The organism is Pseudovibrio denitrificans JCM 12308, assembly GCF_001310815.1.
Lineage (GTDB): Bacteria > Pseudomonadota > Alphaproteobacteria > Rhizobiales > Stappiaceae > Pseudovibrio > Pseudovibrio denitrificans.
In genome coordinates this window covers 15,932-41,557 of the sequence record NZ_BAZK01000019.1, presented here as the reverse complement: position 1 = coordinate 41,557, position 25,626 = coordinate 15,932, and the positions used below count along the sequence as shown (strand labels likewise).

At 51.6% G+C, this 25,626-nt stretch carries 22 protein-coding genes and 1 pseudogene; 9 read left to right on the top strand and 14 right to left on the bottom strand.

Annotation, left to right across the window (positions count from 1 at the left end):
• Positions 1-2: 2 nt before the first annotated feature.
• The 5 genes from uraH to JCM12308_RS21020 all read right to left on the bottom strand — a co-directional run bounded on the left by uraH (position 3) and on the right by JCM12308_RS21020 (position 4,203).
• Positions 3-356 carry a hydroxyisourate hydrolase gene (gene uraH, locus JCM12308_RS21040; protein WP_054784974.1) on the bottom strand — a complete coding sequence of 118 codons (354 nt, stop codon included), beginning with the start codon at positions 354-356 and terminating at the stop codon, positions 3-5.
• 116 nt (positions 357-472) lie between these two features.
• On the bottom strand, positions 473-1,291 hold the full coding sequence (locus JCM12308_RS21035; RefSeq protein WP_208978812.1) for a LysR family transcriptional regulator: 819 nt from the start codon (positions 1,289-1,291) through the stop codon (positions 473-475).
• Positions 1,292-1,423: 132 nt separating this feature from the next.
• Positions 1,424-2,401, bottom strand: a complete 978-nt coding sequence (locus tag JCM12308_RS21030) for a quinone oxidoreductase family protein (RefSeq protein WP_054784973.1) — start codon at positions 2,399-2,401, stop codon at positions 1,424-1,426.
• Between the two features lie 162 nt (positions 2,402-2,563).
• A complete protein-coding gene (locus JCM12308_RS21025; RefSeq protein WP_008547159.1) occupies positions 2,564-3,259 on the bottom strand; it encodes a CDP-alcohol phosphatidyltransferase family protein in 696 nt (231 codons plus the stop codon).
• Positions 3,260-3,297: 38 nt separating this feature from the next.
• Positions 3,298-4,203, bottom strand: a complete 906-nt coding sequence (locus JCM12308_RS21020) for a DUF2182 domain-containing protein (RefSeq protein ID WP_054784972.1) — start codon at positions 4,201-4,203, stop codon at positions 3,298-3,300.
• Between the two features lie 270 nt (positions 4,204-4,473).
• On the opposite strand from JCM12308_RS21020, the gene JCM12308_RS21015 reads away from it, so the two are divergent.
• Positions 4,474-5,736, top strand: a complete 1,263-nt coding sequence (locus tag JCM12308_RS21015; RefSeq protein WP_054785005.1) for a UbiH/UbiF family hydroxylase — start codon at positions 4,474-4,476, stop codon at positions 5,734-5,736.
• On the opposite strand, the gene JCM12308_RS21010 is transcribed toward JCM12308_RS21015, so the two are convergent.
• Positions 5,733-6,683: an AEC family transporter gene (locus JCM12308_RS21010; RefSeq protein WP_054784971.1), complete on the bottom strand. Its 951-nt coding sequence runs from the start codon at positions 6,681-6,683 to the stop codon at positions 5,733-5,735. The genes JCM12308_RS21015 and JCM12308_RS21010 overlap by 4 nt on opposite strands.
• A gap of 201 nt (positions 6,684-6,884) precedes the next feature.
• On the opposite strand from JCM12308_RS21010, the gene JCM12308_RS21005 reads away from it, so the two are divergent.
• The 3 genes and pseudogenes from JCM12308_RS21005 to hspQ all read left to right on the top strand — a co-directional run bounded on the left by JCM12308_RS21005 (position 6,885) and on the right by hspQ (position 9,535).
• Positions 6,885-7,778, top strand: coding sequence for a lysophospholipid acyltransferase family protein (locus JCM12308_RS21005; protein WP_008547291.1), 894 nt, complete (start codon positions 6,885-6,887; stop codon positions 7,776-7,778).
• Positions 7,779-7,954: 176 nt separating this feature from the next.
• Positions 7,955-8,991: pseudogene (locus JCM12308_RS21000) on the top strand (HpcH/HpaI aldolase/citrate lyase family protein).
• A gap of 211 nt (positions 8,992-9,202) precedes the next feature.
• Positions 9,203-9,535, top strand: coding sequence for a heat shock protein HspQ (gene hspQ, locus JCM12308_RS20995; protein WP_008546550.1), 333 nt, complete (start codon positions 9,203-9,205; stop codon positions 9,533-9,535).
• A gap of 116 nt (positions 9,536-9,651) precedes the next feature.
• Here the strand turns inward: hspQ and JCM12308_RS20990 are convergent, their stop codons facing one another.
• Positions 9,652-10,266 (bottom strand): invasion associated locus B family protein, encoded by a 615-nt coding sequence (locus JCM12308_RS20990; RefSeq protein WP_008546562.1) that lies wholly within the window; start codon positions 10,264-10,266, stop codon positions 9,652-9,654.
• 301 nt (positions 10,267-10,567) lie between these two features.
• On the opposite strand from JCM12308_RS20990, the gene JCM12308_RS20985 reads away from it, so the two are divergent.
• From JCM12308_RS20985 to JCM12308_RS20970, 4 genes are all read left to right on the top strand, one after another.
• On the top strand, positions 10,568-12,430 hold the full coding sequence (locus tag JCM12308_RS20985) for an extracellular solute-binding protein (RefSeq protein ID WP_054784970.1): 1,863 nt from the start codon (positions 10,568-10,570) through the stop codon (positions 12,428-12,430).
• A gap of 116 nt (positions 12,431-12,546) precedes the next feature.
• Positions 12,547-14,220 (top strand): class I adenylate-forming enzyme family protein, encoded by a 1,674-nt coding sequence (locus JCM12308_RS20980; protein WP_054784969.1) that lies wholly within the window; start codon positions 12,547-12,549, stop codon positions 14,218-14,220.
• Between the two features lie 8 nt (positions 14,221-14,228).
• Positions 14,229-15,470, top strand: a complete 1,242-nt coding sequence (locus JCM12308_RS20975; RefSeq protein WP_054784968.1) for a response regulator transcription factor — start codon at positions 14,229-14,231, stop codon at positions 15,468-15,470.
• A gap of 106 nt (positions 15,471-15,576) precedes the next feature.
• On the top strand, positions 15,577-16,233 hold the full coding sequence (locus JCM12308_RS20970) for a DsbA family oxidoreductase (RefSeq protein WP_054784967.1): 657 nt from the start codon (positions 15,577-15,579) through the stop codon (positions 16,231-16,233).
• A 480-nt stretch (positions 16,234-16,713) separates the two neighbouring features.
• On the opposite strand, the gene eno is transcribed toward JCM12308_RS20970, so the two are convergent.
• The 7 genes from eno to cysQ all read right to left on the bottom strand — a co-directional run bounded on the left by eno (position 16,714) and on the right by cysQ (position 24,478).
• Entirely contained in the window at positions 16,714-17,988 is a 1,275-nt protein-coding gene (gene eno / locus JCM12308_RS20965; protein WP_014285757.1) for a phosphopyruvate hydratase, read from the bottom strand.
• 190 nt (positions 17,989-18,178) lie between these two features.
• A complete protein-coding gene (gene kdsA, locus JCM12308_RS20960) occupies positions 18,179-19,027 on the bottom strand; it encodes a 3-deoxy-8-phosphooctulonate synthase (protein ID WP_008547281.1) in 849 nt (282 codons plus the stop codon).
• A 170-nt stretch (positions 19,028-19,197) separates the two neighbouring features.
• Entirely contained in the window at positions 19,198-19,848 is a 651-nt protein-coding gene (locus JCM12308_RS20955; protein WP_128647451.1) for a hypothetical protein, read from the bottom strand.
• 120 nt (positions 19,849-19,968) lie between these two features.
• Entirely contained in the window at positions 19,969-20,559 is a 591-nt protein-coding gene (locus JCM12308_RS20950) for a hypothetical protein (RefSeq protein WP_008547185.1), read from the bottom strand.
• Between the two features lie 204 nt (positions 20,560-20,763).
• Positions 20,764-22,689 (bottom strand): sulfate adenylyltransferase subunit CysN, encoded by a 1,926-nt coding sequence (cysN, locus tag JCM12308_RS20945; RefSeq protein ID WP_054784965.1) that lies wholly within the window; start codon positions 22,687-22,689, stop codon positions 20,764-20,766.
• On the bottom strand, positions 22,689-23,597 hold the full coding sequence (gene cysD / locus JCM12308_RS20940) for a sulfate adenylyltransferase subunit CysD (protein WP_008546802.1): 909 nt from the start codon (positions 23,595-23,597) through the stop codon (positions 22,689-22,691). Before cysD ends, cysN begins: the two co-directional genes overlap by 1 nt.
• A gap of 71 nt (positions 23,598-23,668) precedes the next feature.
• Positions 23,669-24,478, bottom strand: a complete 810-nt coding sequence (gene cysQ, locus JCM12308_RS20935) for a 3'(2'),5'-bisphosphate nucleotidase CysQ (RefSeq protein ID WP_054784964.1) — start codon at positions 24,476-24,478, stop codon at positions 23,669-23,671.
• Positions 24,479-24,739: 261 nt separating this feature from the next.
• On the opposite strand from cysQ, the gene galU reads away from it, so the two are divergent.
• The gene (gene galU / locus JCM12308_RS20930) at positions 24,740-25,624 is read left to right on the top strand and encodes a UTP--glucose-1-phosphate uridylyltransferase GalU (RefSeq protein ID WP_054784963.1); all 885 of its coding nucleotides are present in this window, start codon (positions 24,740-24,742) and stop codon (positions 25,622-25,624) included.
• Positions 25,625-25,626: the final 2 nt, after the last annotated feature.

Genomic DNA, 25,626 nt, shown 5'->3' with positions numbered 1-25,626 from the left:
ACTCAGCTCCCTCTGTAGGTGGTGTAACCAAACGGAGAAAGCAGCAGCGGCACGTGATAATGGCTGCTGACATCCGCTATACCAAAGCGGATCGGAACAACATCAAGGAAAGCAGGTTCAGGAAGCGCAATACCTTCCCCGCGCAGGTAATCACCCGCATGGAACTGCAGCTCATATGTTCCTGCAGTCAGGCTATCACCTTCCAACAAAGGCCCATCAACACGCCCGTCACTGTTGGTGGAAAATTCTCCAAGTTTGGAAAAGCTGTCCCCATCGACACGAACAAGCTCAACCCGCAGCCCCGCCGCGGGTTTCCCCTGAGCACTGTCCAGAACGTGGGTGGTCAATCGCCCCATAGTTTCCTCGTCTATCAAATGGCATCTGCAATAGATGTCAGATTCTAAGTGAAACTACAGAGTGCACCCATTCCCGTGATAACAAAAGAACAAAAAAGAGCGCTTATTGATGCCATTTAGGCATCAGATGATGGAAGCATCTTTTCCAATCTTGCAACAGCCTGCTCCAGAAAGATCGCCGGAGCTAGAGCAAGACCGCGTAAAGACGAGGTAATGATACAGAAATGCCCGCGTGTCAGCTGCTCATCGGCAAGTGGCTTGAACAACAAGCGTTCATTGGCCAGCTCCTCTTCAAGCCCCACCACAGTCTGAAACGCCACCATCTCGCCTGACCGCACCAGATGCTTCATAAACCGCAGCGAGTTCGCCTCCACACTGCTTTGCCCATCAGCGGAGCTGTGAGACAGCGCCACATCCAAACGCGCACGAATGGAAATGCCCGGAGCCGGCATGGCAACCGGATACTCAAAACACCGTGCCAGGCTCAACTGCTCTTCACTCGCCAAAGGATGCGAAGGAGCGACAATCGCCCCAATCTCAAGCGCTTTTTTGTAGGTGATTTTGAGCGCATCTGTATCAGGCGGTTCAAACGTGAACCCGACATCCACCTCAGCCTTCTCAACGGCCTCAGCAACCCGCTCAGCCCCCATTACCTGCACGTCCACGTGAATGCCGCTGTAATCCTTGTGAAACTTGGCAATCACCTCAGGCAACAAAGCTTCCGTAACACTTTCAACCGTTGCAATAGAAACCACACCACGGCGCAGTCCTTTCAGCGCATCCAGTTCGGCACCAGTTGCTTCCAAATCGGAAAGTGTACGCCGGATATGGGCAAGCAGGATTTCACCAGCTGAAGAAAGACGGATCGTACGCCCTACCCGTTCAAACAGCTCCATCCCGAGCTGTTTTTCCAGCGTCAGGATTTGCCGATTCACGCAGATGAGGCCACATTAAGTTTACGTGCCGCCGCCCGGATAGAGCTTTCTTCTGCTGCTGCCGCAAAATAGCGCAGCGCTGGGCCGTAAAGATACCGCGATCGATCCATCAACGTTCTGATCCCCCAGCCATCAAGGGATGATCACAGTGGCACCAGTGGTCTTGCGCCCTTCCAGATCAGAGTGAGCCTGCGCAATATCCTTCAGGCTATAGCGCTGGTTGATCTGAATATTGATGGTGCCATCCGCCACAGCAGCAAACAAATCTCCCGCCGTTTCTTCCAGTTCCCACCGCTCAGCAATGTAGTTGAACAGCGTCGGACGCGTTGCGAACAGCGAGCCTTTTTGCGAGAGGATCGCCATATTGAACTCAGGCAGCGGACCAGAAGACTGGCCAAACGAACACCACAGCCCACGAGGCCGTAAACAATCCAGTGAGGCCGGAAATGTATCCTTGCCCACGCTGTCATAAACCACATCACAGCCGCGCCCATCGGTGATCTGCCGCACGCGGGAAACCCAGTCCTCGGTCTTGTAGTTGATCACGTACTCATAGCCGTTATCAGATGCCAATCGCGCCTTCTCTTCAGAGCTCACAGTACCGATGACAGTCGCACCAAGCGCTGACGCCCACTGGCCAACGATAAGACCAACACCGCCAGCCGCCGCGTGGTAAAGCAGCGTTGTGTCTGCATCCACCTTGAAGGTTTCGCGCAGCAGATAGCGCGCAGTCATGCCTTTCAGCATCAGCGCAGCCGCCTGCTCATCGCTCACGCCTTCCGGGATTTTCACAAGCACACTGGCAGGAATGTTCCGCTCTTCCGCGTAAGCCCCCAGCGGACCGGCATAGGCAACACGATCTCCCAGCGCAAAATCCGTCACGCCTTCCCCAAGCGCGACAACAATGCCAGCTCCTTCGTTGCCGGGTACAAACGGCAAACCGTTGGGAGCCGGATATAGGCCGGAACGGAAATATGTATCGATAAAGTTGAGCCCAATGGCCGTATGGCGGATCCTGACTTCGCCAATCCCCGGCTCTGGCAGGTCCACATCCACGTGTGTCAGAACGGATGGATCACCAGTTTTTTCAACGCGAACAGCATAGACCATATGGAATTCCCCTTATAAACGGCTGGATGCGGAGTTTGGACAGATTGCCGTTAAGTTGCAAGCGTCTTTGGTGAAACTCTATTCCACAGAGGAAAACCTGATCAGCAAAACAAATAAGCCCGACCAAATGGCCGGGCTTTCAAAACTCATAAGGGTCGAGAATCACATCTTGCGAAACACCTGGTGCAAAGCACCAACGCAGAAGAGGTAAAGGCTCGTTGCTGTAATCAGCGCAAACAGCCAGGTCTCGATTACGAAATCCTGATAAAGCGCCATAGCCAGTGCTGCGCTCCAGACCATGAGAATGCTCAGGGTCAGCGGGCGCCATTTCACGGTACGTACAGGATGAACAAACTCAACCGGTGCGAAGGTCAGCACAGAACACAGAACCACCATGCCAATGATGATCCATGGCGGAGACTGCAGCGCAACAAGCACAACAATCACCATGTTCCAGACACCCGGGAAGCCCAGGAAACCACCGCTTTCAGTCTTCATGTTGCCGTCAGCGAAGTAGATCGCGCCGGTAAACACAATGATCGCACCCGACAGAAGCCCCCAGAATTCTGAGAGAAGCCCACTCTGATAAAGCGCAAAAGCTGGTAGAAAAACGTAGGTCGCGTAATCGATAACCAGATCCAGAATAACACCACTCCAGCGCGGCAGGCGATTCTGAATGTCATATTTACGTGCTAAAGGACCATCCAGCCCGTCGACAACAAGTGCGACCCAGAGCCAGAAAAACATCATAGGCAGGTTGCCGTTCGCTCCTGCGACAAGCGCAAGCAACGCAATGGGCGCACCCAATGCGGTAAGAAGGTGAATGAGGAACAGCCGGGAGTTGGTCTGACCGGTCAACTTGGGGTCCTTTGTTATTCTTTAAGTGCAGGTACCACTTAGAACAATCTATCACCCAAAGCTTCAAAAAGAGGTAAGTCCGCCCGAGCGAAATAGATGTTTGCACCGCCCCATAGCAGAAGCGCGATACCTATTCCATAGCTTGTAAACGGTGTTTTGCTCTTTTTTTCAAGTGTCATTATGAGACCAAGCAGCGCGATCCAGATAATATTCATGATTCCCACTGCAAACATGAGCACCATTAGTGCCCAACAGCACCCCAGACAGTACAAACCTTGTTCGATTCCAAACTGGAAGGCGTTCTGCTTTTGCTCGCCGGAGTGTACGGCCAAAGCAACATTTGGCGTCCGGCACCGGTCCAGACAGGCCTGCTTGGCAGGCGTAAACTGATAAATTGCCGCTGCAATCACAGTCGTGATGGTCAGGCTGGAAAACACAGGCATCATCATTGGGCTCATTACGCCCAGCTCATGAAGCAACCCCTGCGCCACAGTTGCGACAATGGAAAACGCAGTCCAGACGGCCAGATAACCACCTGCAACCACATAGATCGCCTTGCCGCCCCGCGCTTCATGGTAGGTCTGCAGCATTGGCATGGCTGTGGGCAACATCATGGCAAGCACCATCATGAACCACATCACAAACAGCAGAAAATAGTCATAGAGGCCCATGTTGATGAGGCCCGGCATACCAAATGCTTCCTGCGCCAATGGCAGACACAGCGAGGCAAGCTGCACGCGCACATGCTCCGGCAGGCCCTTGAACATGTTGAACTGATTGAACAGTTCCATGCCCGGCCCCATTTCGCCCATGTCCATGCGGCTGATCATATCGACCACCATAGCCGCCAGATAAACCCAGCCCAGCACCACAGCTCCACCCAGCACAATGTAAGGGAGCCGATAGGACAACTGAAAATCTGTCTTCGGACTGGTAAGCGACATAACCGACCTCGAAATCATTCAGGACATCCAAAACCCATTGGTTTCAGAACCAGCGCAATGTATGCAGCTTCTCTAATAGACCAGTAATAGTCCCAATGCGACATTGATTTAGTTCAAATCTAAACTAGGCCCTGCGACATGGTGAAGCTGGCGCTAGGATAGTTACGCTCTTTTCATTAGGGGACTATACGCCTGCGCTACCTTGAAACCGATAGGTTTTATCCCCTAGATACTCAAGGATAGAACGCAAACAAAATGCGGAATGAAAAAATGGCAGCCAATCTTGCATCTGACAGCACCAAAGGCCAAAGCAAAAACAACACGCCTTCGCAGGAAAAGAGCTATGATTGCGCTGTTATAGGCACAGGCCCCGCAGGCATGATTGCCGCACTGGCACTGGCCAGCAACGGCCTTGAAACTGTTCTCATTGGCCCGCCAGTCAATCTGAATGATGCCCGCACCACAGCTCTCATGGACGCTTCCCGTCAGTTTTTGGATAACATCGGCATCTGGAAAGACCTGCGCGCATCCTTCACCCCGCTGGAAAAAATGCGCCTGATTGATGGCACAGATCGTCTTATTCGCGCACCGGAAACAACATTTGCAGCCTCTGAGCTGGATCTGCCTGCATTTGGCTACAACATTCTCAACAAGGATCTGAACCGCGTTCTGTTTGATCTGGTCAATGCAAACGAGCTCATCGAGCTCGTGGAAGACACAATCAAGAACGTGAGCAGCAACGATCACAAGGCAACCATCGAGCTGAACAACACACAGGATCTGACGTGTCAGGTGGTGATTGGCGCCGATGGCAGAAACTCAGTGGTCCGCCGCGCTGCAGGCATTGAGACGAAGAACTGGAAGTACCCACAAGCGGCGCTCGTTCTCAACCTCAAACACGACCTGCCGCATTACAACATCTCAACCGAGTTCCACCGCAACACCGGCCCATTCACCATTGTACCGCTTCCAGGCAAGTCTTCCTCACTTGTCTACGTGGAGACACCAGAACGCGCTGAAGAGCTGAACAACTACAAAGACGAAGCGCTAGAGGCAGAGCTGGAAAAGCTCAGCAAGTTCGTCCTCGGCTCTTTGAAGCTGGCAAGCCCGCGTCAGGTCTATCCACTATCCGGCCTGACCGCCGTTCACATGAGTGGCAACCGCTCTTTGCTGATGGGGGAAGCTGCCCACGCCTTCCCGCCAATCGGCGCACAAGGTCTCAACCTGTCTCTGCGCGATGTGGCCGTTGCTACAGAATTACTTTCAAACGCCAAGCACACAAAGGCTGATATGGGAGCAGTAGAACTGCTGCAAAAGTACGATCGCAGCCGCAAAGCAGATGTCATCAGCCGCACAACAGCAGTAGATCTGCTCAACAGGTCCTTGCTGACAGATGCCCTGCCCGTGCAAATGCTACGTTCCATGGGGCTTTATACAGCCTCCAGAATCCCACTCGTCCGCCGCCTGCTCATGCGCGAAGGCATCGCTCCTTCCTGGAGCCTGCCAACACTGATGCGCGCGCAGAACAATTAAGGCACGAGTATTCCGGACTGAATGAGATAGATGAGCGTTGGCAACGTGATAACTGAAGCCAACGTTCCATAAAGAACAGCAGTCGACGCCCGCTCCACATAAGCAGAATAATGCTGCGCCAGCACATAAACATTAGCTGCTGGCGGCAGCGCTGCCATCAAAACAGCAGTTGAAATCCAAAGACTGTCAAAGCCACCAATCCATTCCAGTAGAACAAACACAAGAACCGGATGCACGACCAGCTTGATAAGCAGCAGGATCGGCAGTTCCTTTGCTGTCCTGCGGCTTGGCTGCAAAGCGATGGTCACACCCATGGCAAACAAAGCACAGGGCGCAGCTGCCTGACGCAGGAACGATATCGTCTGATCAATCGCAACCGGCGGCTTGAACTCAATCGCTGCTGCCAGAATGCCAGCAAACACCGCCAGAATGAACGGATGAGTGACAATCTTCTTGAAAATCTCAAAGGCCAGCGGGCCCACTTTGATGTTCTGAGACCCACCAATGGACATCATCATCGGCACCAGAATGAACAGCAGGATCGTATCAAAACACAGGATCAAAGCCGTTGGTACAGCAGCCCCTGCTCCCAGCACGGCCAGCGTCACACCGGGTCCCATGTAACCAATGTTGGAATAAGACCCAACCAGCGCCTGAACTGTCGCCTCACCTATGCTTCCCCGCAGAATAAACCGCGCAAAAGAGTAAGCTACAGCGAACATGGCAAAGGTTGAAAATGTGGTCGCAGCTACAAAATCAAAGGTGGCCAACTCTTCCAGCGGAGTTTCGGAAAGCAGCTGAAAAAACAAGGCAGGTAGCGCCAGATAAACCACAAAAAAGTTCATCCACGCCAGACCATCGCGCGAAAGCTTCGCACCACGGCCAGAAACGAACCCTAAGAAGATGAGAAGGAAAAATGGCATTGCCAAATTCACAACATTGAGCATCTAAACCATTTCCCCATGCAATTCTTTGGTGTTCTCCGCTTCCGACTGGAGAATGAGTTGCTTTTGAAAGACTGATTGGCTAATCACCATGACCGAGTTGAGCGTATATAGCCATTCTACAGAGGTTGGCATACCGGCAACTACGACACTATAGTATGCGAGTAAACGGAACTGGAAAGCTCCATCCGCCCAAAGGCCAATATGAAAGCTAAAAAATCCCGTCGCCCCCTTACACGTCGTGAGAAGCTCAGCTACCGAGCTGAATGGCTGGCGCTTAGATTTATCGGCGGAATTCTGCGCTCTCTGCCACTGGATTGGTCCTCCGCATTCATGGGAAATGTCTGGCGCATCGTCGCGCCAATGACCCATAGGCATGCTCGCGCCAAAGCACACATAATGGCTGCCTACCCGGAAATGACGCTCAACGAAGCAGACAAAATTATCCGGGATATGTGGGAAAATCTGGGTCGAGTCTCCGCTGAGACTGTTTTGCTCTCAAAAATCCACAAGGATAAGAGCCGCGTTACCTATGCAAATCCAGAGGTCTTTGCGCCGTCCGTGGGCGAAGGCGCCGTTTTGGTCACCATGCACTCCGGCAACTGGGAAGTGGTTTCAGACAAGGCTGAAGAACTGGGCTTGCCCCTCGCAGGTGTCTACCAGAAACTCAAGAACCCCTACTCCGAATCCTACCTGATCGAGCGACGTAACTTTCTTTATAAACTCGGCCTGTACTGCAAAGGCCACGACACCGGCGCAAAAATCATTTCAATCCTGCGCAAAAAGGGTTCGGTTGCCTTTGTTGCCGATGTTAGGGATCGCCGCGGTGTGAAGATCGACTTCTTCAAACAGCCCTCGGCTGCAACGCACATCCCTGCTGCGCTGGCCCGTACCATGAACAAGCGTCTCATCGCTGTGGTTGCCCGCCGCAAAAAAGGCGCCCGCTTCGAGATTCTCGCCAAAGAGATCCCGGTTGCCCGCACCAAGGATCGTGTTCAGGACGCCATCACCACAACGCAGGCAATGCATGACCAGTTCGAAGAATGGATCCGCGAAGAACCATCCCAGTGGATGTGGATCATGAAGAAGTGGATTTAATCAGGCCATTTCAACGCTAAGTGTGAGATGACGAGTAATCGCATAAGCTGCGCAAACCACTCTACCTAAATGTAAATGTCTTCAGGACTTAGCCCAAAGAGCTGATTTTGCACCGCACAATTATCTGTATACTCTCTCCCTGAATTTCCATTTCGGCTTGGGAGGGAGCTAGCCAGATGAAAACCTATCGTTCCTTTTATAAACCTCTGGCCATTGGTGCTCCAACACCGTTTGCTGAGCCACCTGTCGCGCTGGAACGCATGATCCACTTCGTGCCTCCGCACATCGAAAAGATGCGCGCAAAGATCCCGCAGATAATTTCTCAGGTGGACGTAATTCTCGGCAATCTGGAAGATGCCATTCCAGCCGATGAAAAGCTGAATGCCCGTGAAGGCTTCATCCAGATGGCCAACGAAAACGACTATGGCTCGACCAAACTCTGGACACGCATCAACTCGCTGGAAAGTCCGTGGGTTCTGGACGACATCACCGAAATCGTCACCCGTTGCGGCAACAAGCTGGACGTGATCATGCTGCCGAAAGTCAACGGCCCATGGGACATCCATTATCTGGATCAACTACTCGCACAACTGGAAGCCAAGGCTGGCGTCACCAAACCAATCCAGATCCACGCCATTCTGGAGACGGCAGAAGGCGTCAACAACGTGGAAGCCATCGCCACAGCCAGCCTCGCATGCACGGGATGAGCCTTGGCCCGGCGGATCTTGCTGCCTCCCGCGGTATGAAAACAACCCGCGTTGGTGGCGGACATCCGGATTATCAGGTTCTGGCCGACGCAGATGGCGACGCACCACGCACTCGCTATCAGCAGGATCTCTGGCACTACACCGTTGCCAAAATGGTCGACGCATGTCTCGCCGCAGGCATCAAACCATTCTACGGTCCTTTTGGAGACTTCAGCGACCCAGCCGCCTGTGAAGCACAGTTCCGCAACTCCTTCCTTATGGGCTGCCTGGGTACATGGACCTTGCATCCAAGCCAGATCGGCATTGCGAAATCCGTCTTCTCCCCTGAACCGGAAGAAGTAAAATTCGCCCGCAGAATTCTTGAGGCAATGCCAGACGGGACAGGTGCTGTCATGCTGGATGGAAAGATGCAGGACGACGCCACCTGGAAACAGGCAAAAGTGATTTGTGACCTCGCGGATCTGGTGATCTCAAAAGACCCGGATTTGGCAGAAGCCTACACATAATCAATCCTGAAGAGTGGTCAGCACCACTCTTCAACCTCCGGATGTGCATATCAATGAAATGTGAGGAGCTATTCATCCCCAAACGTCACATTTTGATCGGTTTGTGCTGCCTCTCGCCTCTTTGCTGCGCTATATAACTTGACAATAAGCGCGCAACATGACCTTTAAGGCGCCCTGACAAGATACAGTATCTTCGAAAGCTTGGTGGATTATGGAGACAATTAGAACCGCGAAATTCAGAATTGGACAGGTCGTTCGTCACCGCCTGTACCCGTTCCGTGGCATAGTCTTCGACGTGGACCCAACATTCGACAACACTGAAGAATGGTGGGAGTCAATTCCCGAAGAAGCACGTCCAAGCAAGGACCAGCCTTTTTATCACCTTCTTGCTGAAAACGCTGAAAGTGAATACATCGCCTACGTCTCGGAACAGAATCTGGAAAAAGACGATAGTGGCGAACCTGTGCGACATCCGCAGGTCGAAGAATTTTTTGATGAAACAACCGATGGCGACTACATCGTCAAGGATGTAGAGATCCATTAAGGCTTATTGCTGAACACCGCTCATGGAAACAGCAATTCATCACGATCAAGAGATCAATAAAAAACCCGAAGGAAATCTCCTTCGGGTTTTTTGATGCCTAAAGCGCGGTAACCAAATTACTGGTTTGCCTGACGCTGCTGCTCAATCAGCTTCTGACGAGCGGCTTCTGCGCGCTTCTGAAGTTCAGACTGCAGGCGCTCCTGCTTTGCCTGGAGTTCTTCAGGCTTGATCGCTTCACCATCATAAATACGGGTGAACCCTTTCAAGGTCAGGTCGAATGGACGAGCCTTACCCTGCTGGTTCAGTGTGGTGATGATCAGCTTGCCACCCTTTTTCAGGCTACCGATAAAGGTGTCATCAATGACCATTTCGGCAATACAAGCGTTTGGAAAACAAATTGTATATTTCGCTTCAGACTGTTTGCCACCATCTACCTGAACACGCAGACCCGGCTGGATCAGCATTCCAGGAGGAACAGCAAGGTGCAGCAGTTTGCGGCTTTCGCCGGTCACTTCACGCACAACAGCCTGTGCAAGGAACTGGCCAGTGTCCGTGCGCAGTTCTTGTGTAATAAGGCAGAATTCCTTCTTGGATTTTGGATCAGTATTACACACTTTCACCCAAGCATCTTCTGCTTGTGCATTCTGTGCAACACTGGTGCCAGCAAAGCCAACTGCGGCCATTGCTGCAATAATCCCACCAGTCAGAACGCCCTTGAAATTAACGGCCATCCCAAATTTCCTCAAAGTTTGATCCGGTGCAAAAAGATGCCTCCGGCAATTACGCAGCAACCAATTTCTAGGTTCAACAGTGTTTTGACTGCTTGTTCGGCGCCAAGCATACTCAGAACAGAGCTGAAAAAAAGGCAACGCACCTGTTAAATGCTACTTATGTACTTCTTTAAACACCTCGAAGCCATTTTTCCACCTATAGATTGGGGTGGTTACTGTCCTTTTCCAAAGCCTCGTAGGCTGAATTTTCCTCAGAATCGTATTATTGCTAGTTTCTGCGGACGCCCTAGGAGAAATTCGAATGTCTCATTTCCGATCCTATGTGAATGGAATAAATAAATTTGCGAAGGGTCTTGTTGTCCTTTCCGGTGTGGCAACATTAGCTTACTCAACCGCCCTTGCACAGGATACGGTGCCATGGAGCCATGGTATTGCAATGCATGGCAAACCTGCTCTGCCAGTAGATTACACCCACCTGCCCTATGCCAATCCTGAAGCACCCAAAGGCGGTCGTCTCTCTCTCGGCGTTCAAGGTACTTTTGATAGTCTGAATTCCTTTGCCCTCAAAGGGGCATGGACCTCTGCGCGCGGCATGAAAGAGCGCCAGATGGGCAACTACATTCTGGAAAGCCTGCTTCTGCGCAGCAACGATGAAGCATTCACATTGTATGCACACCTTGCAGAAGCCGTGCGTATGCCGGAAGAACGCAACTGGATCGAGTTTCGCTTAAATCCAAATGCGAAATTCTCCAACGGAGATCCTTTAACCGTTGAAGACATTATCTTTTCTCTGGAAACCATCCGAGATCATGGCCGCCCGCCATATGCACGCTGGTACGGAAAAGTCGTCAACTTCGAAAAAACCGGGGAGCGCTCCGTAAAGCTGCACTTTAAAGACGGCAGCGACCGTGAACTGCCACTCCTCATCGCACTGGCGCCAATCTTCAACAGCCGGACAACCGATCCCAAGACCTTTGGCAACACCACGCTGACACCACCAGTCGGCACTGGTCCCTATATTTTCTCAGAGATCAATCCGGGCCGTCGTACCACCTACACGCGCCGTGACGATTACTGGGCCAAAGATCTGCCGCAGAAAATCGGTTTCGATAACTTCAACGAAGTCACTGTCGACTACTTCCGCGATTACAACGCCCTGCAGGAAGCCTTCCGCAAAGGTGACACTGAAGCCCTGATCTACGCCAACCCAAGCCTCTGGGAGAGCGCGGGCAACTTCCCGGCGTTTGAAGAAGGCAAAGTGGTCAAAGATGTGTTTGAGCGTGGCACGCCTCCAGCCATGACTGGGATCGCGTTCAACACCCGCCGCGCGCAATTTGCAGATAAGCGTGTGCGTCAGGCTCTCGGAATGCTGCTCGACTTCAAGTGGATCAACAGAACCCTGTTCAACGGTCTGTACCAGCGTACGGACGGTTACTGGGACAACTCAGAGCTTTCCTCCATCGGTCGCCCTGCGAGTGACATGGAAAAGAAACTGCTCGAGCCATTCCCGAATGTAGTAACTGATGATGTCCTTGCTGGCACATGGCGTCCATCAGAAGCTGATGGCTCCGGACGCGACCGCAAGGTGCTGCGGGATGCTTTGAACCTGTTCAAACAAGCTGGTTACAAACTGGATCAGGGCAAACTGGTGAACGCTGAAACCGGCGAACCATTTGCATTCGAGATCCTCGTGCGTGTGCAGGATGAAGAGAAAGTCGCTCTGGCCGTGCAACGAACTGCGAAGCTTCTGGGCATCGATCTTGCTGTGCGCATGGTGGATGCAGCGCAGTTTGAAGAACGCCGTGCCTCCTTTGAGTTCGACGCCCTCTTCAACACATGGTTCGCTTCACTATCTCCGGGCGGCGAGCAGTACGCCCGTTGGTCGTCTCAGGCAGCTGACACCAAAAGCTCCAGAAACATCGTTGGCGCAAAAGAACCTGCCATTGATGCTTTGATAGATGCCATGGTTGCAGCCCGCAGCCGCGAAGAGTTCGTTGCCACAGTGCGCGCGTTTGACCGTGTTCTGATCTCCGGCTTCTATGCAATCCCGCTCTATCACGCCCCGGCTGAATGGGTAGCGCGCTGGACAACGGTGGAGCATCCGGAGAAGACACCGCTATACGGCATGCAGTACGACAACTGGTGGGATGCACCTAAAGAGTAGATAAACACATAAAAATTAGGCTGCGTTCTTGATGAAGGCAGCCTACTCAACAAAAGTGTCTATTAACCAACTTGCCGAATCTCGAATTTCTCAGTCGCCTAGCGGACTTACCTTAAATGATACTGTCAAATACCGATGCCATTGCAAACCACAGCACAACAGGAGTTTGGGGCAACATCACCCTTGATATGCTGTTCAGACGTGCGGCGCAAAAACATCCAAACCGCTTGGCACTGGTAGATGCACCCGACAGAGAAAAATGGACAGGCGGCAAACCGCGCCATCTGACCTACGCGGAGGCAGAGCAGGAAATCAGCCGGATCGCTGGTTTCTTCGCTGCTGTTGGCATGGAGCCGGACCATATTCTGGGCCTGCAATCACCAAACACAGTTGATAACGTCCTTTGTATTCTCGGCGCATTACGCGCTGGCCTGATCGTATCCCCCTTCCCGCTGCACTGGCGCCATTCTGAGATCCTACGCGCACTCAGCACGGTAGACGCCAAAGCGCTGATCACCGCAGATCGCGTTGAAACACGCATGCTTGGCGAAGAAGCAAGGGATGCGGCAGCCGACTTTTTCTCACTGCGTTTCGTTTTTGGCCTCGGCAGTGACATTCCTGATGGCCTCATTGATATGGCACCGATGCTGGCCGAAAACGGAGATTCCTTCGCCGAACCAGTCATTGAGCGCGAAGGTGCACCAGCCAATCACGTGGCAACGCTCACATGGGTTCACTCAGGCGCTGAAATCAGTCCGATCCCGCGCAGTCATAACCACTGGGTCTCCACAGGCCTGATGCCGTTTCTGGAGACAAGACTGGAGCCCGGTGCTCGCATTCTGCTGCCATACATTCTCTGCGGAATTACAGGGATTGGTGCCGGTTTGGTTCCTTGGCTGCTGAGTGAAGGAACACTCCATCTCCATCATCCACACGCTTTATCCACATTGACGGATCATGCACGCTCCATCGAGGCAAATTATATTTTGACCCCTGGACCGCTTGCATCCCACATCGATGGAGCGTTGGAAGGCTGGAGCACAAACACCGTTGCCACATGGTCCATCACCTCACCAAAGCCTGCAAAATACCAGGCAAAAGGTGTCGTCACAGATCTCCATGTGCTCGATGAATATGCAATGGTGGCACATCTGCGCGGAACCTCGGATCAACCTGTGCCATTAATCCCAGGCAATCAGTTTGCCCCAAGCACATCCACCCATGGACCATGCCTAATTAATATTGATCCAATTGAAATTAATGAGGAATTCTCACAGGAATCCGCGAAGGCGGAAACCGGATATCACCTCAAACTCAAGGGCGCGATGGTCCCGGATGCAGACTGGCCATCCAACGACTCGCACCTCACTTTCTTCAGCAACGAACAGGGCGAGCACGGCCTGATTACCGAAATCCCTGTTGGCGTACATGAAGTTACAGGAGCCATTCACGGCTTCGGCACACCTGGTCAAAGAGCCCCCGGATTACTCGAGCTGGAACGTCTCGACGAGATATACAGTGAATTCTCGGGGGTAAAAGAAGCGGCTGCTTTTCTGGTAGAAGATGAATTAATGGGTGCACGCCTAATGGTCGCGGTGGTACCGTCAGAAGGTCTTCTCGTTGATGTAGAAGCCTTTTACGCCTACCTCGACGCATCACGCGTGAGCCTGACAATGATGCCACACAGAATTCTGTCGCTGCGCGCACTGCCAATGACGAAAGATGGCCGCGTAGACAGACAGAAATTGACCAGACGCTCCCAGCCAAAACCGGTGGAAGCGGTTGCCTGAGAGGATGAATGGCCGAGCATAGCCAACCATTAGAGACTGAGACGCACGATTCCAGCTGGGGTAAAATCCTGCTGATAGCTCCAGTGCACAATCATGTCTTTGATATGTTGGAGCCTTTGACTGTTCTGTCTGATCGCCTCGTTGCAATCAGAACAAGCCAGCAGCTTATGGAAGAGCTGGAAGGTGCAAGCGTTCTCCCAATCTGCATCCTCCTGCCATGGCAAGAGCAAAACCCGCCAGAGCTGGATGAACTCACTCAAACCATTAAGCGTTTCCGAAAAGGCCCGGGCGTTGAAGTCCCATTGCTCGTCATCACCAATGGCAACGCCCCAGTCCCGCTGGAGCTCAAACCTAGCGCAACTGTCAGCGACGCTATTCCGCCAGATGTGCTTCTGCCACGTATTGCCGGCCTGAGGCGTCTTGCGAACAGAGCAGAAGAAGCCCGCTTGCGCCGCGGCCTGTTTGGACCTCTCCCAGAATACAAAACAGAGTTCGGTCCGCTGAAATCTGCAGGCTTACTCGTAGCAGGTTTCGGTAAGCACTTTGGCCGCACACAAGCTCTTCTGGATATGCCCGTCGAAATCGTTGGTGGCTTCACCTCTGACATGACAGAGGACTACCTCACCGCGCGCCGGTTTGAGGCCGTGCTGATCGATATGCCAGCATGGCAGGCCTGTGAGGAGATCGAACGGCTTCGCGCAGATCCGCGCTACTTCAACCTGCCGATCCTCGCCCACAGTGTGGATGAGGAATCCGCTCACCTGCTCTATTCTGCAGGCGCAACAGATGTTCTTCTGGGCGACGTGACAGATAAGGCTCTCACAGGCCACATCATCAGCGCATTGCGCGGAGGTCGCCGCCAGCGCCTCACTGATGCGATCCTCACGGTCTCCAGCCAATGGCTCGCCCGGCAGGATGATGAGGATTACCTGTCAGAACAGACCTACCGCAGCTATCTGACACTTCTTGAAGAATCCACCAAACGCCGCGGCGAATCCATCTACGAGCTCAACCTGCTGGAACTCATAGAACGTTTCACAGGCAGCAACCCACAGGCCTTCGCCCAGCATCAGATGTATTGGAGCGGCACCGTTCTCTCCATCGCCATGGCCGTCTGCCGTGATGAGGATTTTGTCGCCAACATCGAAGGCCGTGGCCCCGTTGCCGTTCTACGCAGTAAAAAAGGGATGGAGCAACTCTCCAACCGCGTTCTGGTGATGGTGCGCACCACAGGCTTGGGCAACGGATAAACCCTTCTGCGACCTCACGAAACTGTGAGAGTTTTCCAGAGCATCTATCGGATTTTCCTGATAGGCTACAGAGCAAATGCGAATACACCCATAACTGAGAATTCAGATGTCTACTAATGCCCCGATTGTCATTGATGTGATCTCCGATGTCATGTGCCCATGGTGCTTCATCGGCAAACGCCGACTGGAAAAAGCCCTCATGATGTTGCCGGAAAGCACCGTCAAAGTTCAATGGCACCCCTATCAGCTGGATGCGACCCTCCCGAAAGAAGGCAAGGATCGCAAAAAGTATCTGGAAGACAAGTTTGGCGGACCTGAGCGAGCAGAACAAGCCTACTCCCACGTACGCGATGCTGGTGCGGCAGAAGATATCGACTTCCAGTTCGAAGCCATCAAAAAATCACCAAACACTATCGACAGTCATCGCCTGATCCGTTGGGCGCGTTCTGAAGGCATGCAGGATGCGATGGTCGAAGAGCTGTTCAAACTCTACTTCACCGAAGGCGCTGACCTGACAGATAAACAAGTTCTTGTCGACGCAGCAGAACGGGCTGGCCTCAACAGCAAACTTGTTTCAGATCTTCTGGACACTGATCAGGATGTCAAGGAAGTGGAAGCTGACGTATTCCGCGCACACGAAATCGGCGTCACTGGTGTCCCGTTTTTCGTCATCGACGGCCGCTTCGCTGTCGCAGGAGCTGAAAACCCGGAAACACTGGCTGCAGCCATCCGCCACGCGGAAGAAACGAAAACTGGCGAGTAAGCACGAGCTGAAAATCTCCGCTCTTCAGTCTTCAAGAACATATTTCGAAAACTGCGACGACAAAATCACCTGTTCAACTGGTGAATTTCAATAATAGCTCTGTTTTGCTTGCAAGTGTAATCTTGCAAGCATGAGCCTTAGAACCTTCATTACGCTACTACTCATACCTATCGGCGTCTGGTTTTTAAGTATAACTGCGCTTTTCATAATCAGTTCAACAACTGAGTGTTCATTTTCCTCTCAAGGCGTAAGTCCCTGCATCATTTATGGAATGGACTTCGGGGGATCTTTATATGATCTCGGTCTGTTGGCCGCATGGGGGATTCTGGCCGTTCCTTACATGTGGGGTTATTTATTTGCAGGCTGGCTCATATTCAAAATTGGAAGCTTTCTATACGGCATTTTCAGCAGGATGTAGGAAGCAAAAAAGCCGGTCCAAATGGACCGGCTTTCTTAATTTCAAGCAGATGCTGAAAGGTCTTATCCGCGCAGGATAGAACGACCAGCAAACACGCCCTGAACACCCAGCTCTTCTTCGATACGGATAAGCTGGTTGTACTTAGCCATACGGTCAGAACGAGACAGGGAACCAGTTTTGATCTGGCCACAGTTGAATGCAACTGCCAGGTCAGCAATGGTGTTGTCTTCAGTTTCACCGGAACGGTGAGACATAACAGAGGTGTAGTTTGCACGGTGTGCCATATCGACAGCTTCCATGGTCTCGGTCAGGGAACCGATCTGGTTCACTTTAACGAGGATGGAGTTTGCAGTGTCGTTTTTGATGCCGCGAGCAAGACGCTCAGAGTTGGTCACGAACAGGTCGTCACCTACCAACTGACACTTATTGCCGATTGCCTGGGTCAGGGACTTCCAGCCATCCCAGTCTTCTTCAGCCATACCGTCTTCGATGGAGAACACTGGGTACTTGGAAACCAGATCTTCAAGGTAGCGAACCATCTCGTCGGAACCAAGGATCTTGCCTTCGCCCTTGAGGTTGTACTTGCCGTCCTTGTAGAACTCAGTGGAAGCCGCATCAAATGCAAGCATCACGTCGTCACCAGGGGTGTAACCAGCTTTTTCGATCGCGTTCAGAACGAAACCGATAGCCTCATCAGTAGAACCGATACCAGGCGCAAAACCACCTTCATCACCAACGTTGGTGTTGTGGCCAGCAGCGGAAAGGCCCTTCTTCAGGGTGTGGAAGATTTCCGCGCCCATACGAACAGATTCACGCAGGGAGCTTGCGCCCACTGGCATGATCATGAATTCTTGGAAGTCGATTGGGTTGTCAGCGTGCTCACCACCATTGATGATGTTCATCATCGGAACTGGCAGAGTGCGTGCACCGAAACCGCCAACGTAGCGGTAAAGCGGCATTGCAGCAGCTTCTGCAGCAGCTTTAGCAACAGCAAGGGAAACGCCCAGGATAGCGTTTGCACCAAGACGGCCTTTGTTGTCGGTGCCGTCAAGTTCAATCATTGCACGGTCAATTTTGATCTGATCTTCAGCGTCCATGCCGCCGATTGCATCAAAGATCTCACCGTTTACAGCTTCAACAGCGTCCTCAACACCTTTGCCGAGGTAACGCTCACCGCCATCGCGGCGTTCAACAGCTTCAAACGCGCCAGTGGAGGCGCCGGACGGAACAGCAGCCCGACCGAAGGAGCCGTCTTCCAAAAGCACATCAACTTCAACAGTTGGGTTGCCGCGGCTGTCAAGAATTTCGCGACCGATAATGTCGATGATAGCAGTCATCTAAGAGTACTCCAATGTACTTGTAGAGTGTGGAATTTTGGCTCTAAGAGCTTTTACCTGAGGCGCTGCCCCCAAGGAAGAGAAGAGACCGTACTCCTCTGTAAATCCTTGGGAATAAACGAATGTATTTTGTCGCACCTCTACGTAAAAACGCAGTATTTTGTCACTTACCTTAGGTGCCGTGAAATATCTAAAGCGTAAAACTTCCGTTTTTCGCGATCCGGTCAAACTCCTGCAGCCACTTCAGCAGGTCTTTGAGTCGGTTCAGTGGGATCATATTCGGGCCATCAGATGACGTTGTGTTGTCAGGATCGTCATGTGTCTCCACAAACAGCCCTGCAATGCCCACCGCAATAGCTGCACGGGCAAGCGTCGCAACAAACTCACGCTGACCACCAGAAGATCCACCAAGGCCACCTGGCTGCTGTACAGAATGCGTTGCATCAAACACAACAGGTGCGCCCATCTCAGCCATGATTGGCAGCGCGCGCATATCTGAAACAAGAGTGTTGTAACCAAATGTTGCGCCACGCTCGCACAACATCACGTTGGAGTTGCCGCTCTCAACGACCTTGGTCATGACGTTTTTCATGTCCCAAGGCGCGAGAAACTGCCCCTTCTTCACATTCAGTGCTCTGCCGGTTTTCGCAGCAGCAACAAGAAGGTCAGTTTGGCGACACAGATAAGCTGGAATCTGCAACACATCGCAAACCTCACCAACTGGCGCACAATGGCTTGGTTCGTGCACATCAGTGATAACTGGCAGACCATAGGTCTCTTTGATTTCCGCAAAGACCTCAAGACCACCCTTCATGCCCATGCCACGACTGGCAGAAAGGCTTGTCCGGTTTGCTTTGTCATAGCTCGCCTTGAAAACCAAACCAATGTTCAACTCTTCTGCAATTTCCTTGACTGCATGCGCCATTTCCAAGGCATGCGCCCGGCTCTCCATCTGGCACGGGCCAGCGATCAGAGAGAACGGTTTATCATTTGAAAAGACAGCGTTCCCGACGGAAACTTCTGAGTTCGGTTGAGACACGAAGAGATCTCCTTAAAGGCGTGAATATAATCCAAAAGTTGATTAGGCGCTTTGGCACCAAATTACAAGAGCGTGAACACCCTGTTGTGCGTCTGAAGAGGGTTTTAGGGGGCGTCACCTTCGGAAGCGCAAAGCTCACTTTACAGACCTGCAAGTTATCACCCTTCCCTTCATCTGCGTTGATTGAGTAGCTTTTGCTTCAAGGCGAGCGCTCTCAGCGACCTCTCCTGCTTTGGGACCGGATCCGGATTTTTGTAGCTCTTTTTCCTGCGCACATTCTCATTGCAAGGAATGACGGAGCATACACTCCCACCAACTCGTATAACGAGGCACTCATCTGTTCTCGTAACGCTGACCTGCAACGGCTCTAAAGTTCGTCTCTTTTGTTTCCTTAGGGGCTGCCTGCTTTGGCTGATCTCCTGCCTTTGGACTTTCAAGGCCTGCAGTTTTCCCTCCAACAACTCGCATTGTCTGGCAGTTACTTCATATTCACTCTGCAAAGCTTGATATCTGGCGGTTTCAGCACCGTTGTTGTTCCTCTCCAGCCGCATCAGTTTCTTTGAGAGGTGTCGACACACGTCTTCAGCAGCAGCAAGTTCTTGATCAACCTCTGCCGCTTCGATCTCTCTCAGTTCCATCAGATCACCGAGTTCATAGTCCTCACTTTCAGAGGACTGCCATGGCCTCAAAGCATCCGGATCGGCAAGGATGGCCTTATACTGAGCAAGAGCCTCCTTACTCAGATCCCAATCTCCGACAACCCGTGCTCCCCACTTCTGGAAATAACTAACGCTTTTAAAATGTCGTGTAACTGTGATCATGGAGAGCTCTATCACATGTAGAACATCATAATTCTGGAAGCGAAGCCTCAGGCCAGCTCCGCTTCAACATGAAGGATTGCCAGAAAAAGCACTCTCACTTTCTGCTATGCATCAACTGGCTTATCCGATGATCATCGAGTATTCCGCACTCTTTCCCATAAGCACGATCAGGCTTTTTGCGTCGGTCGTGAGAGTGACCCCATAACTCTTTGCGATCTTGTCTTTCTCTTTGTCGTAGACATCCAAAAGCTGCTCAAATTGCTTTTGAAGAGCCGCTCTTTGAGCAATCTTCTTTTCCGCGGCGGCATAACTCTTGTTCGCAGCATCCAAGTGTTGACGAAGCTGCTGGTACTTATCATTCCCCAAAAGCTGTTTTGTGTCTCCCCTGACAGAATTTTCCAAGGTTTTCATACCTTTGTTGATTTGCTCAACTGTATTATGCGCTTTGATGTATTCATCCTGTGCCTTCGACAGGCTTTTGACGGCTTTTTCTGCTCTATCAATGTCACTGGAGATTTTCTTCAGCTTAGGATCTTCTTCAACAAGCGACATGTACTTCTTCTCGATGCCCGCCTTGTCGCTTGTCAGCTTGCCATACTTATCAATGTCCTTGGCTGGCAGTTTATGCTTCTTTTCCATTTCCTTTTTGAAGGCAGGCACACCGCTAAGGAACTCTTTGACATTCTTATATTTTTTAAGCGCTTTCGGCATCTGATCCTCCCATAGCCTTAAAATGAGATCAGTTGAGTTAGGCCGAAACCTAGCGGAACTCGCTTCCTCAAAAAATTGCGGGGTGTTTGTTTGGTAAAAAAACATCTCAGAAAATGCCCAGACTTATCTCGGTTCCAATGTGAGCGAACACAAAAAAGCCGGGAACTTTCGCCCCCGGCTTTGAATAGAAGTTACTTTTTCAGTTTAGATGACCCAGGTGTTGTCCGATCCAATAAAGCCATCAGCAAGCAAGCGATCTACAATCTCATCAGCAAGAGACTCAACGGTCCGGCCTTGCGTCTTCAGATGTAATTCCGGCGCTTCCGGTGCTTCATAAGCACTGTCGATACCGGTGAAGTTAGTGATCTCTCCTTTACGCGCTTTCGCATAAAGGCCTTTTGGATCACGCGCTTCGCAATCCTCAAGCGAGGTATCAACGAAGATCTCGTAGAACTCATCATTCTCCAAAAGATCACGTGCAAGCTGGCGCTCTGCCTTGAATGGCGAAATAAACGAGACCAGCGTGATCAGACCTGCGTCGACAAACAGTTTGGACGTCTCCGCAACCCGGCGGATGTTCTCCACCCGGTCAGCGTCAGTGAACCCAAGATCCTTGTTGAGGCCATGGCGAATATTGTCACCATCGAGCAAATAGGTATGGCGACCCAAGCTCAGCAGTTTCTGCTCAACCGCATTTGCAATGGTTGATTTGCCAGAACCAGACAGACCTGTGAACCAGAGAACCGCAGGCTTTTGCCCTTTCAGACCACCACGTGCCTTCTTGTTCACATCCAAAGCCTGACGATGGACGTTTGTTGCACGGCGCAGACCAAACCAGATCAAACCAGCAGCAACCGTCTCATTGGTCATACGATCAATCAGGATGAAACTGCCGGTGTCACGGTTTGCTTCATAAGGATCAAAAGCAATCACCTCAGACAGCGCCAGATTACAGAACGCGATCTCGTTGAGTGAGAGTTCTTTGGCCGCATGATGATCAAACGTGTTCACATCGACCTTGTGCTTAATCTCGGTCACGCTCGCACCAACAGTCTTGGTACCGCATTTCAGAAGATATGGTCGCCCAGGAAGCATAGCATTTTCAGACATCCAGATCAGATGCGCAGCAAACTGGTCGCTCACATCAGGACGAGAATGTACAGGAGCCAAAACATCACCACGGGAAATGTCGATCTCATCAGTCAGGGTCAACGTAACCGACTGCCCATCGTCAGCACGCACCTGATCCCCATCCATGGTGACAATCTTCTCAACACGGCTGGTTTTGCCAGACTGAGCAACAACAACTTCATCGCCAACATTGACAGAACCACCACGAACCGTACCGCTATAGCCGCGGAAGTCCAGATTTGGACGGTTCACCCACTGAACAGGGAAACGGAACGCAGCCTCACTGTGCTCATGGCCCAGTTCAACATTCTCAAGATGTTCAAGCAGAGTTGGGCCAGTAAACCAGCTCAGTTTGTCACTGCTGGTGGTAACATTGTCACCAAAGCGTGCTGAAAGCGGAATAACTTCGCAGCTGTCAAAATCAAAACCGGATGAGAAGCTCTCAAAGTCAGCCTTGATTTCATCAAAACGTGTCTGGTCATAATCAACCAGATCGATCTTATTGACGGCCAACACCACGTGACGCACACCAAGCAGCGACGCGATAAACGCATGACGACGTGTCTGTGTCAGCAGACCATTACGTGCATCAACCAGCAAGATAGCCAGATCCGCTGTGGAAGCGCCTGTCGCCATGTTACGGGTGTACTGCTCGTGACCCGGCGTATCAGCAACGATGAACTTGCGCTTCTCGGTAGAGAAGAAGCGATAGGCCACATCAATCGTGATGCCCTGCTCACGTTCAGCTTCCAGACCATCCACCAGCAAAGCCAGATCGATATCATCTGAAACAGTGCCGTGTTTCCGGCTGTCTTTTTCAAGCGCAGCCAACTGATCTTCAAAAATCAGCTTCGTGTCATAAAGCAAACGCCCGATCAAAGTGGACTTACCATCATCCACGCTTCCGCAGGTCAGAAAACGCAGGAAGCTCTTGGATTCCTGGGAGTTGATGTAGTTAGACAGATCAAAAGCTTCTGCCACTGGCGTGATCTTATTCATTAGAAATACCCCTCACGCTTCTTCTTCTCCATGGAACCAGAGCTGTCGTGATCAATCAGGCGGCCACTGCGCTCGGAAGTCCGCGCAATCAGCATTTCACTCACAATGTCTTCAAGAGTATCTGCAGTGGATTCAACTGCACCGGTTAGAGGATAACAGCCAAGGGTTCTAAAACGAACATCACGATGCTCAACCTTCTCACCCGGCTCCAACCGGAAACGGTCGTCGTCTAACATCAACAGCGTCCCATCGCGCTCCACAACGGGACGTTTCGCAGAGAAATAAAGCGGGACGATATCGATGCCTTCAGCAAGGATGTACTGCCAGATATCCAGCTCGGTCCAGTTGGAAAGCGGGAACGCACGAATGGATTCACCCTTGGCAATACGGCCATTGTAAAGAGACCATAGTTCTGGGCGCTGGTTTTTCGGATCCCAACCGTGGCTCGCAGAACGGAACGAAAAAACGCGTTCTTTTGCGCGAGATTTCTCTTCATCGCGTCGTGCGCCGCCAAAAGCTGCATCAAACTTGTATTTCGTCAGCGCTTCTTTAAGCGCTTCCGTCTTCATGATGTGCGTGTAGTTGGAGCTGCCGTGATCAAACGGGTTGATGTTGTTTTTAACGCCCTCTTCGTTCGTATGAACGATGAGATCCAACCCGTACTTCTCAACCGTGTGGTCACGAAAGGAAATCATCTCCTTGAACTTCCACGTGGTATCCACGTGCAGAAGCGGGAACGGAGGCTTGGAAGGATAGAAGGCCTTAAGAGCAAGGTGCAGCATCACTGCGCTGTCTTTACCAATGGAGTAAAGCATCACAGGGTTATCAAACTCTGCTGCCACCTCGCGAATAATATGAATGCTCTCGTTTTCTAGTCGTCGCAGATGCGACTGGCTATCAATGCCCATCACGGTCTCCAAAGGACGTGTCGTTAAGTCTTGAGCCAGAGTTTAACGGTTGAGCATTGCTGAGCCGAAGCTTACCAACCCGACCTTAAGCCATAATGGGAAATAATTTTTTCGTCCGCGACCGCTAAAAAGCACGGATTTGCGAAGGGCTTGTCCTGAGGCGTTTTCAGCTTGCCATATTCAAGTGGTCCTCCACCTTCCACAACAACAGAGCCACCAGCAGCACAAAGAATCGCCTGACCTGCAGCCGTATCCCATTCCATCGTTGGCTCCATACGCGGATAAAAGTCAGCTTTTCCTTCAGCCAAACGACAGAATTTCAAAGAAGACCCAGCCGCGACGATAGAAGAGTTGTCCAGCTTTTCTAACAAGGCATTGGTGCGTTCGCTGCGATGAGACCGGCTGGCAAGCACACGCAACTCTTCAGAAAACGCAGAACAGTTCATCTGCGTCGCCTCGCCAAGCTCAAGCCCACTAGCCACAGCACAATAAGCGCCTTGCCCGACTTCGCCCCAGAACAGCTCTCCCGTCACAGGAGCATAAATGACGCCTTTTGTTGGGGTACCATCTTCAATAAGAGCAATGTTGACTGTGAACTCACCATTGCGGCTGATGAACTCACGCGTTCCATCCAATGGATCAACAAGAATAAAGCAGGATCCGATTTCCGGCATGATACCCGCAGCCATAGCCTCTTCCGCAATCACGGGCACATCCGGACAAAATGTTGAGAGGTGATTGAGGATTATTTCTTCCGCTTGTTGGTCAGCAATCGTGACAGGAGACCCATCACCTTTTGTCTCAGACTGAAAGCCTTCCTCATAAATCCCCAGAATTCGTTGCCCGGCTTCTAACGCCGCAAGCTTAAAACCTTCAATCACAACTATACCCCTGATAGCTTTCTGTTCATCTGGAAGTAACTTTTAAAGCAGCATGTTCTGGAGAAACAAGAGAGCTTCACAATTTCGCGATAATTGACTGCGAATGAACATCTCTGAAGAATGAGTAATTCAAATTTCGGGCAATCGAAGCATTATGTCCTAGGACAAATTCATTTGATACCATTGACGAGCCTAATACGCTGCCGATAAGTGCTTTCAAAATGACTGTTTCGATCTCCTTGACCTAAGGAATTCAAATATATGACACGTGCAATACGAAAAGCTGTTCTCCCGGTTGCTGGTCTGGGCACCCGCTTCCTGCCTGCAACAAAAGCCGTTCCAAAAGAGATGCTCACTATTTTGGATCGTCCCATCATCCAATACGTGGTTGATGAAGCACGGGCTGCCGGGATCGAGCACATCGTATTTGTAACTGGCCGCAACAAGCAGGTGATCGAAGATCACTTCGACATTGCTTATGAGCTGGAAGAGACGCTACGCCGCCGAAACAAAGAACACGCGCTAGAGCTGCTTGAAAAAATCCGTCCTTCTGCAGGTACAACAAGCTTCACCCGCCAGCAGGAACCGCTGGGCCTTGGTCACGCAATCTGGTGTGCTCGCGACATCATCGGCCACGAACCATTCGCAATTTTGCTGCCAGACATGCTGATGAAAGCGCCAAAAGGCTGTCTCTCTCAGATGGTCGAAGCCTATGAAAGTCACGGCGGCAACATCATCTCTGTTGAGGAAGTGCCATGGGATCAGACGCATAAATACGGCATTGTTGAACGCGACGCTCCTCGCGCGGATGAAACATTCGCCATTACAGGTATGGTCGAGAAGCCAGAGCCAGGCACGGCTCCTTCTAACCTTTACATCAACGGCCGGTATATCCTTCAGCCGGAGATCTTCGGCCTGCTGGAAAACCAAAGCACTGGTGCTGGTGGAGAGATTCAGCTCACTGATGCAATGCTCACTCTCATGGGTCAGCAGGACTTCCACGGCGTTGAATTCCGTGGAGAAACTTACGACTGTGGTTCTCGCTCAGGGTTCTTGTCCGCAAATGTCGCTTACGCATTGGACGATTCGGAGCTTGCCGCTCAGCTGCGTCCAATGCTGGACAAACTACTTGTAAAAACCAGCTGAGT

Excerpts from the sequence above, each read along its gene's own strand:
- cysN (WP_054784965.1), bottom strand. The coding sequence starts at position 22,689 with ATGAATAAGATCACGCCAGTGGCAGAAGCTTTTGATCTGTCTAACTAC.
- JCM12308_RS21005 (WP_008547291.1), top strand. The coding sequence starts at position 6,885 with ATGAAAGCTAAAAAATCCCGTCGCCCCCTTACACGTCGTGAGAAGCTC.
- eno (WP_014285757.1), bottom strand. The coding sequence starts at position 17,988 with ATGACTGCTATCATCGACATTATCGGTCGCGAAATTCTTGACAGCCGC.
- galU (WP_054784963.1), top strand. The coding sequence starts at position 24,740 with ATGACACGTGCAATACGAAAAGCTGTTCTCCCGGTTGCTGGTCTGGGC.
- JCM12308_RS21010 (WP_054784971.1), bottom strand. The coding sequence starts at position 6,683 with ATGCTCAATGTTGTGAATTTGGCAATGCCATTTTTCCTTCTCATCTTC.
- JCM12308_RS21030 (WP_054784973.1), bottom strand. The coding sequence starts at position 2,401 with ATGGTCTATGCTGTTCGCGTTGAAAAAACTGGTGATCCATCCGTTCTG.
- uraH (WP_054784974.1), bottom strand. The coding sequence starts at position 356 with ATGGGGCGATTGACCACCCACGTTCTGGACAGTGCTCAGGGGAAACCC.
- JCM12308_RS21015 (WP_054785005.1), top strand. The coding sequence starts at position 4,474 with ATGGCAGCCAATCTTGCATCTGACAGCACCAAAGGCCAAAGCAAAAAC.
- JCM12308_RS20955 (WP_128647451.1), bottom strand. The coding sequence starts at position 19,848 with ATGATCACAGTTACACGACATTTTAAAAGCGTTAGTTATTTCCAGAAG.
- JCM12308_RS20950 (WP_008547185.1), bottom strand. The coding sequence starts at position 20,559 with ATGCCGAAAGCGCTTAAAAAATATAAGAATGTCAAAGAGTTCCTTAGC.
- JCM12308_RS21020 (WP_054784972.1), bottom strand. The coding sequence starts at position 4,203 with ATGTCGCTTACCAGTCCGAAGACAGATTTTCAGTTGTCCTATCGGCTC.
- cysD (WP_008546802.1), bottom strand. The coding sequence starts at position 23,597 with ATGGGCATTGATAGCCAGTCGCATCTGCGACGACTAGAAAACGAGAGC.
- hspQ (WP_008546550.1), top strand. The coding sequence starts at position 9,203 with ATGGAGACAATTAGAACCGCGAAATTCAGAATTGGACAGGTCGTTCGT.
- JCM12308_RS20975 (WP_054784968.1), top strand. The coding sequence starts at position 14,229 with ATGGCCGAGCATAGCCAACCATTAGAGACTGAGACGCACGATTCCAGC.
- JCM12308_RS20990 (WP_008546562.1), bottom strand. The coding sequence starts at position 10,266 with ATGGCCGTTAATTTCAAGGGCGTTCTGACTGGTGGGATTATTGCAGCA.
- JCM12308_RS20980 (WP_054784969.1), top strand. The coding sequence starts at position 12,547 with ATGATACTGTCAAATACCGATGCCATTGCAAACCACAGCACAACAGGA.
- JCM12308_RS20970 (WP_054784967.1), top strand. The coding sequence starts at position 15,577 with ATGTCTACTAATGCCCCGATTGTCATTGATGTGATCTCCGATGTCATG.
- JCM12308_RS20985 (WP_054784970.1), top strand. The coding sequence starts at position 10,568 with ATGTCTCATTTCCGATCCTATGTGAATGGAATAAATAAATTTGCGAAG.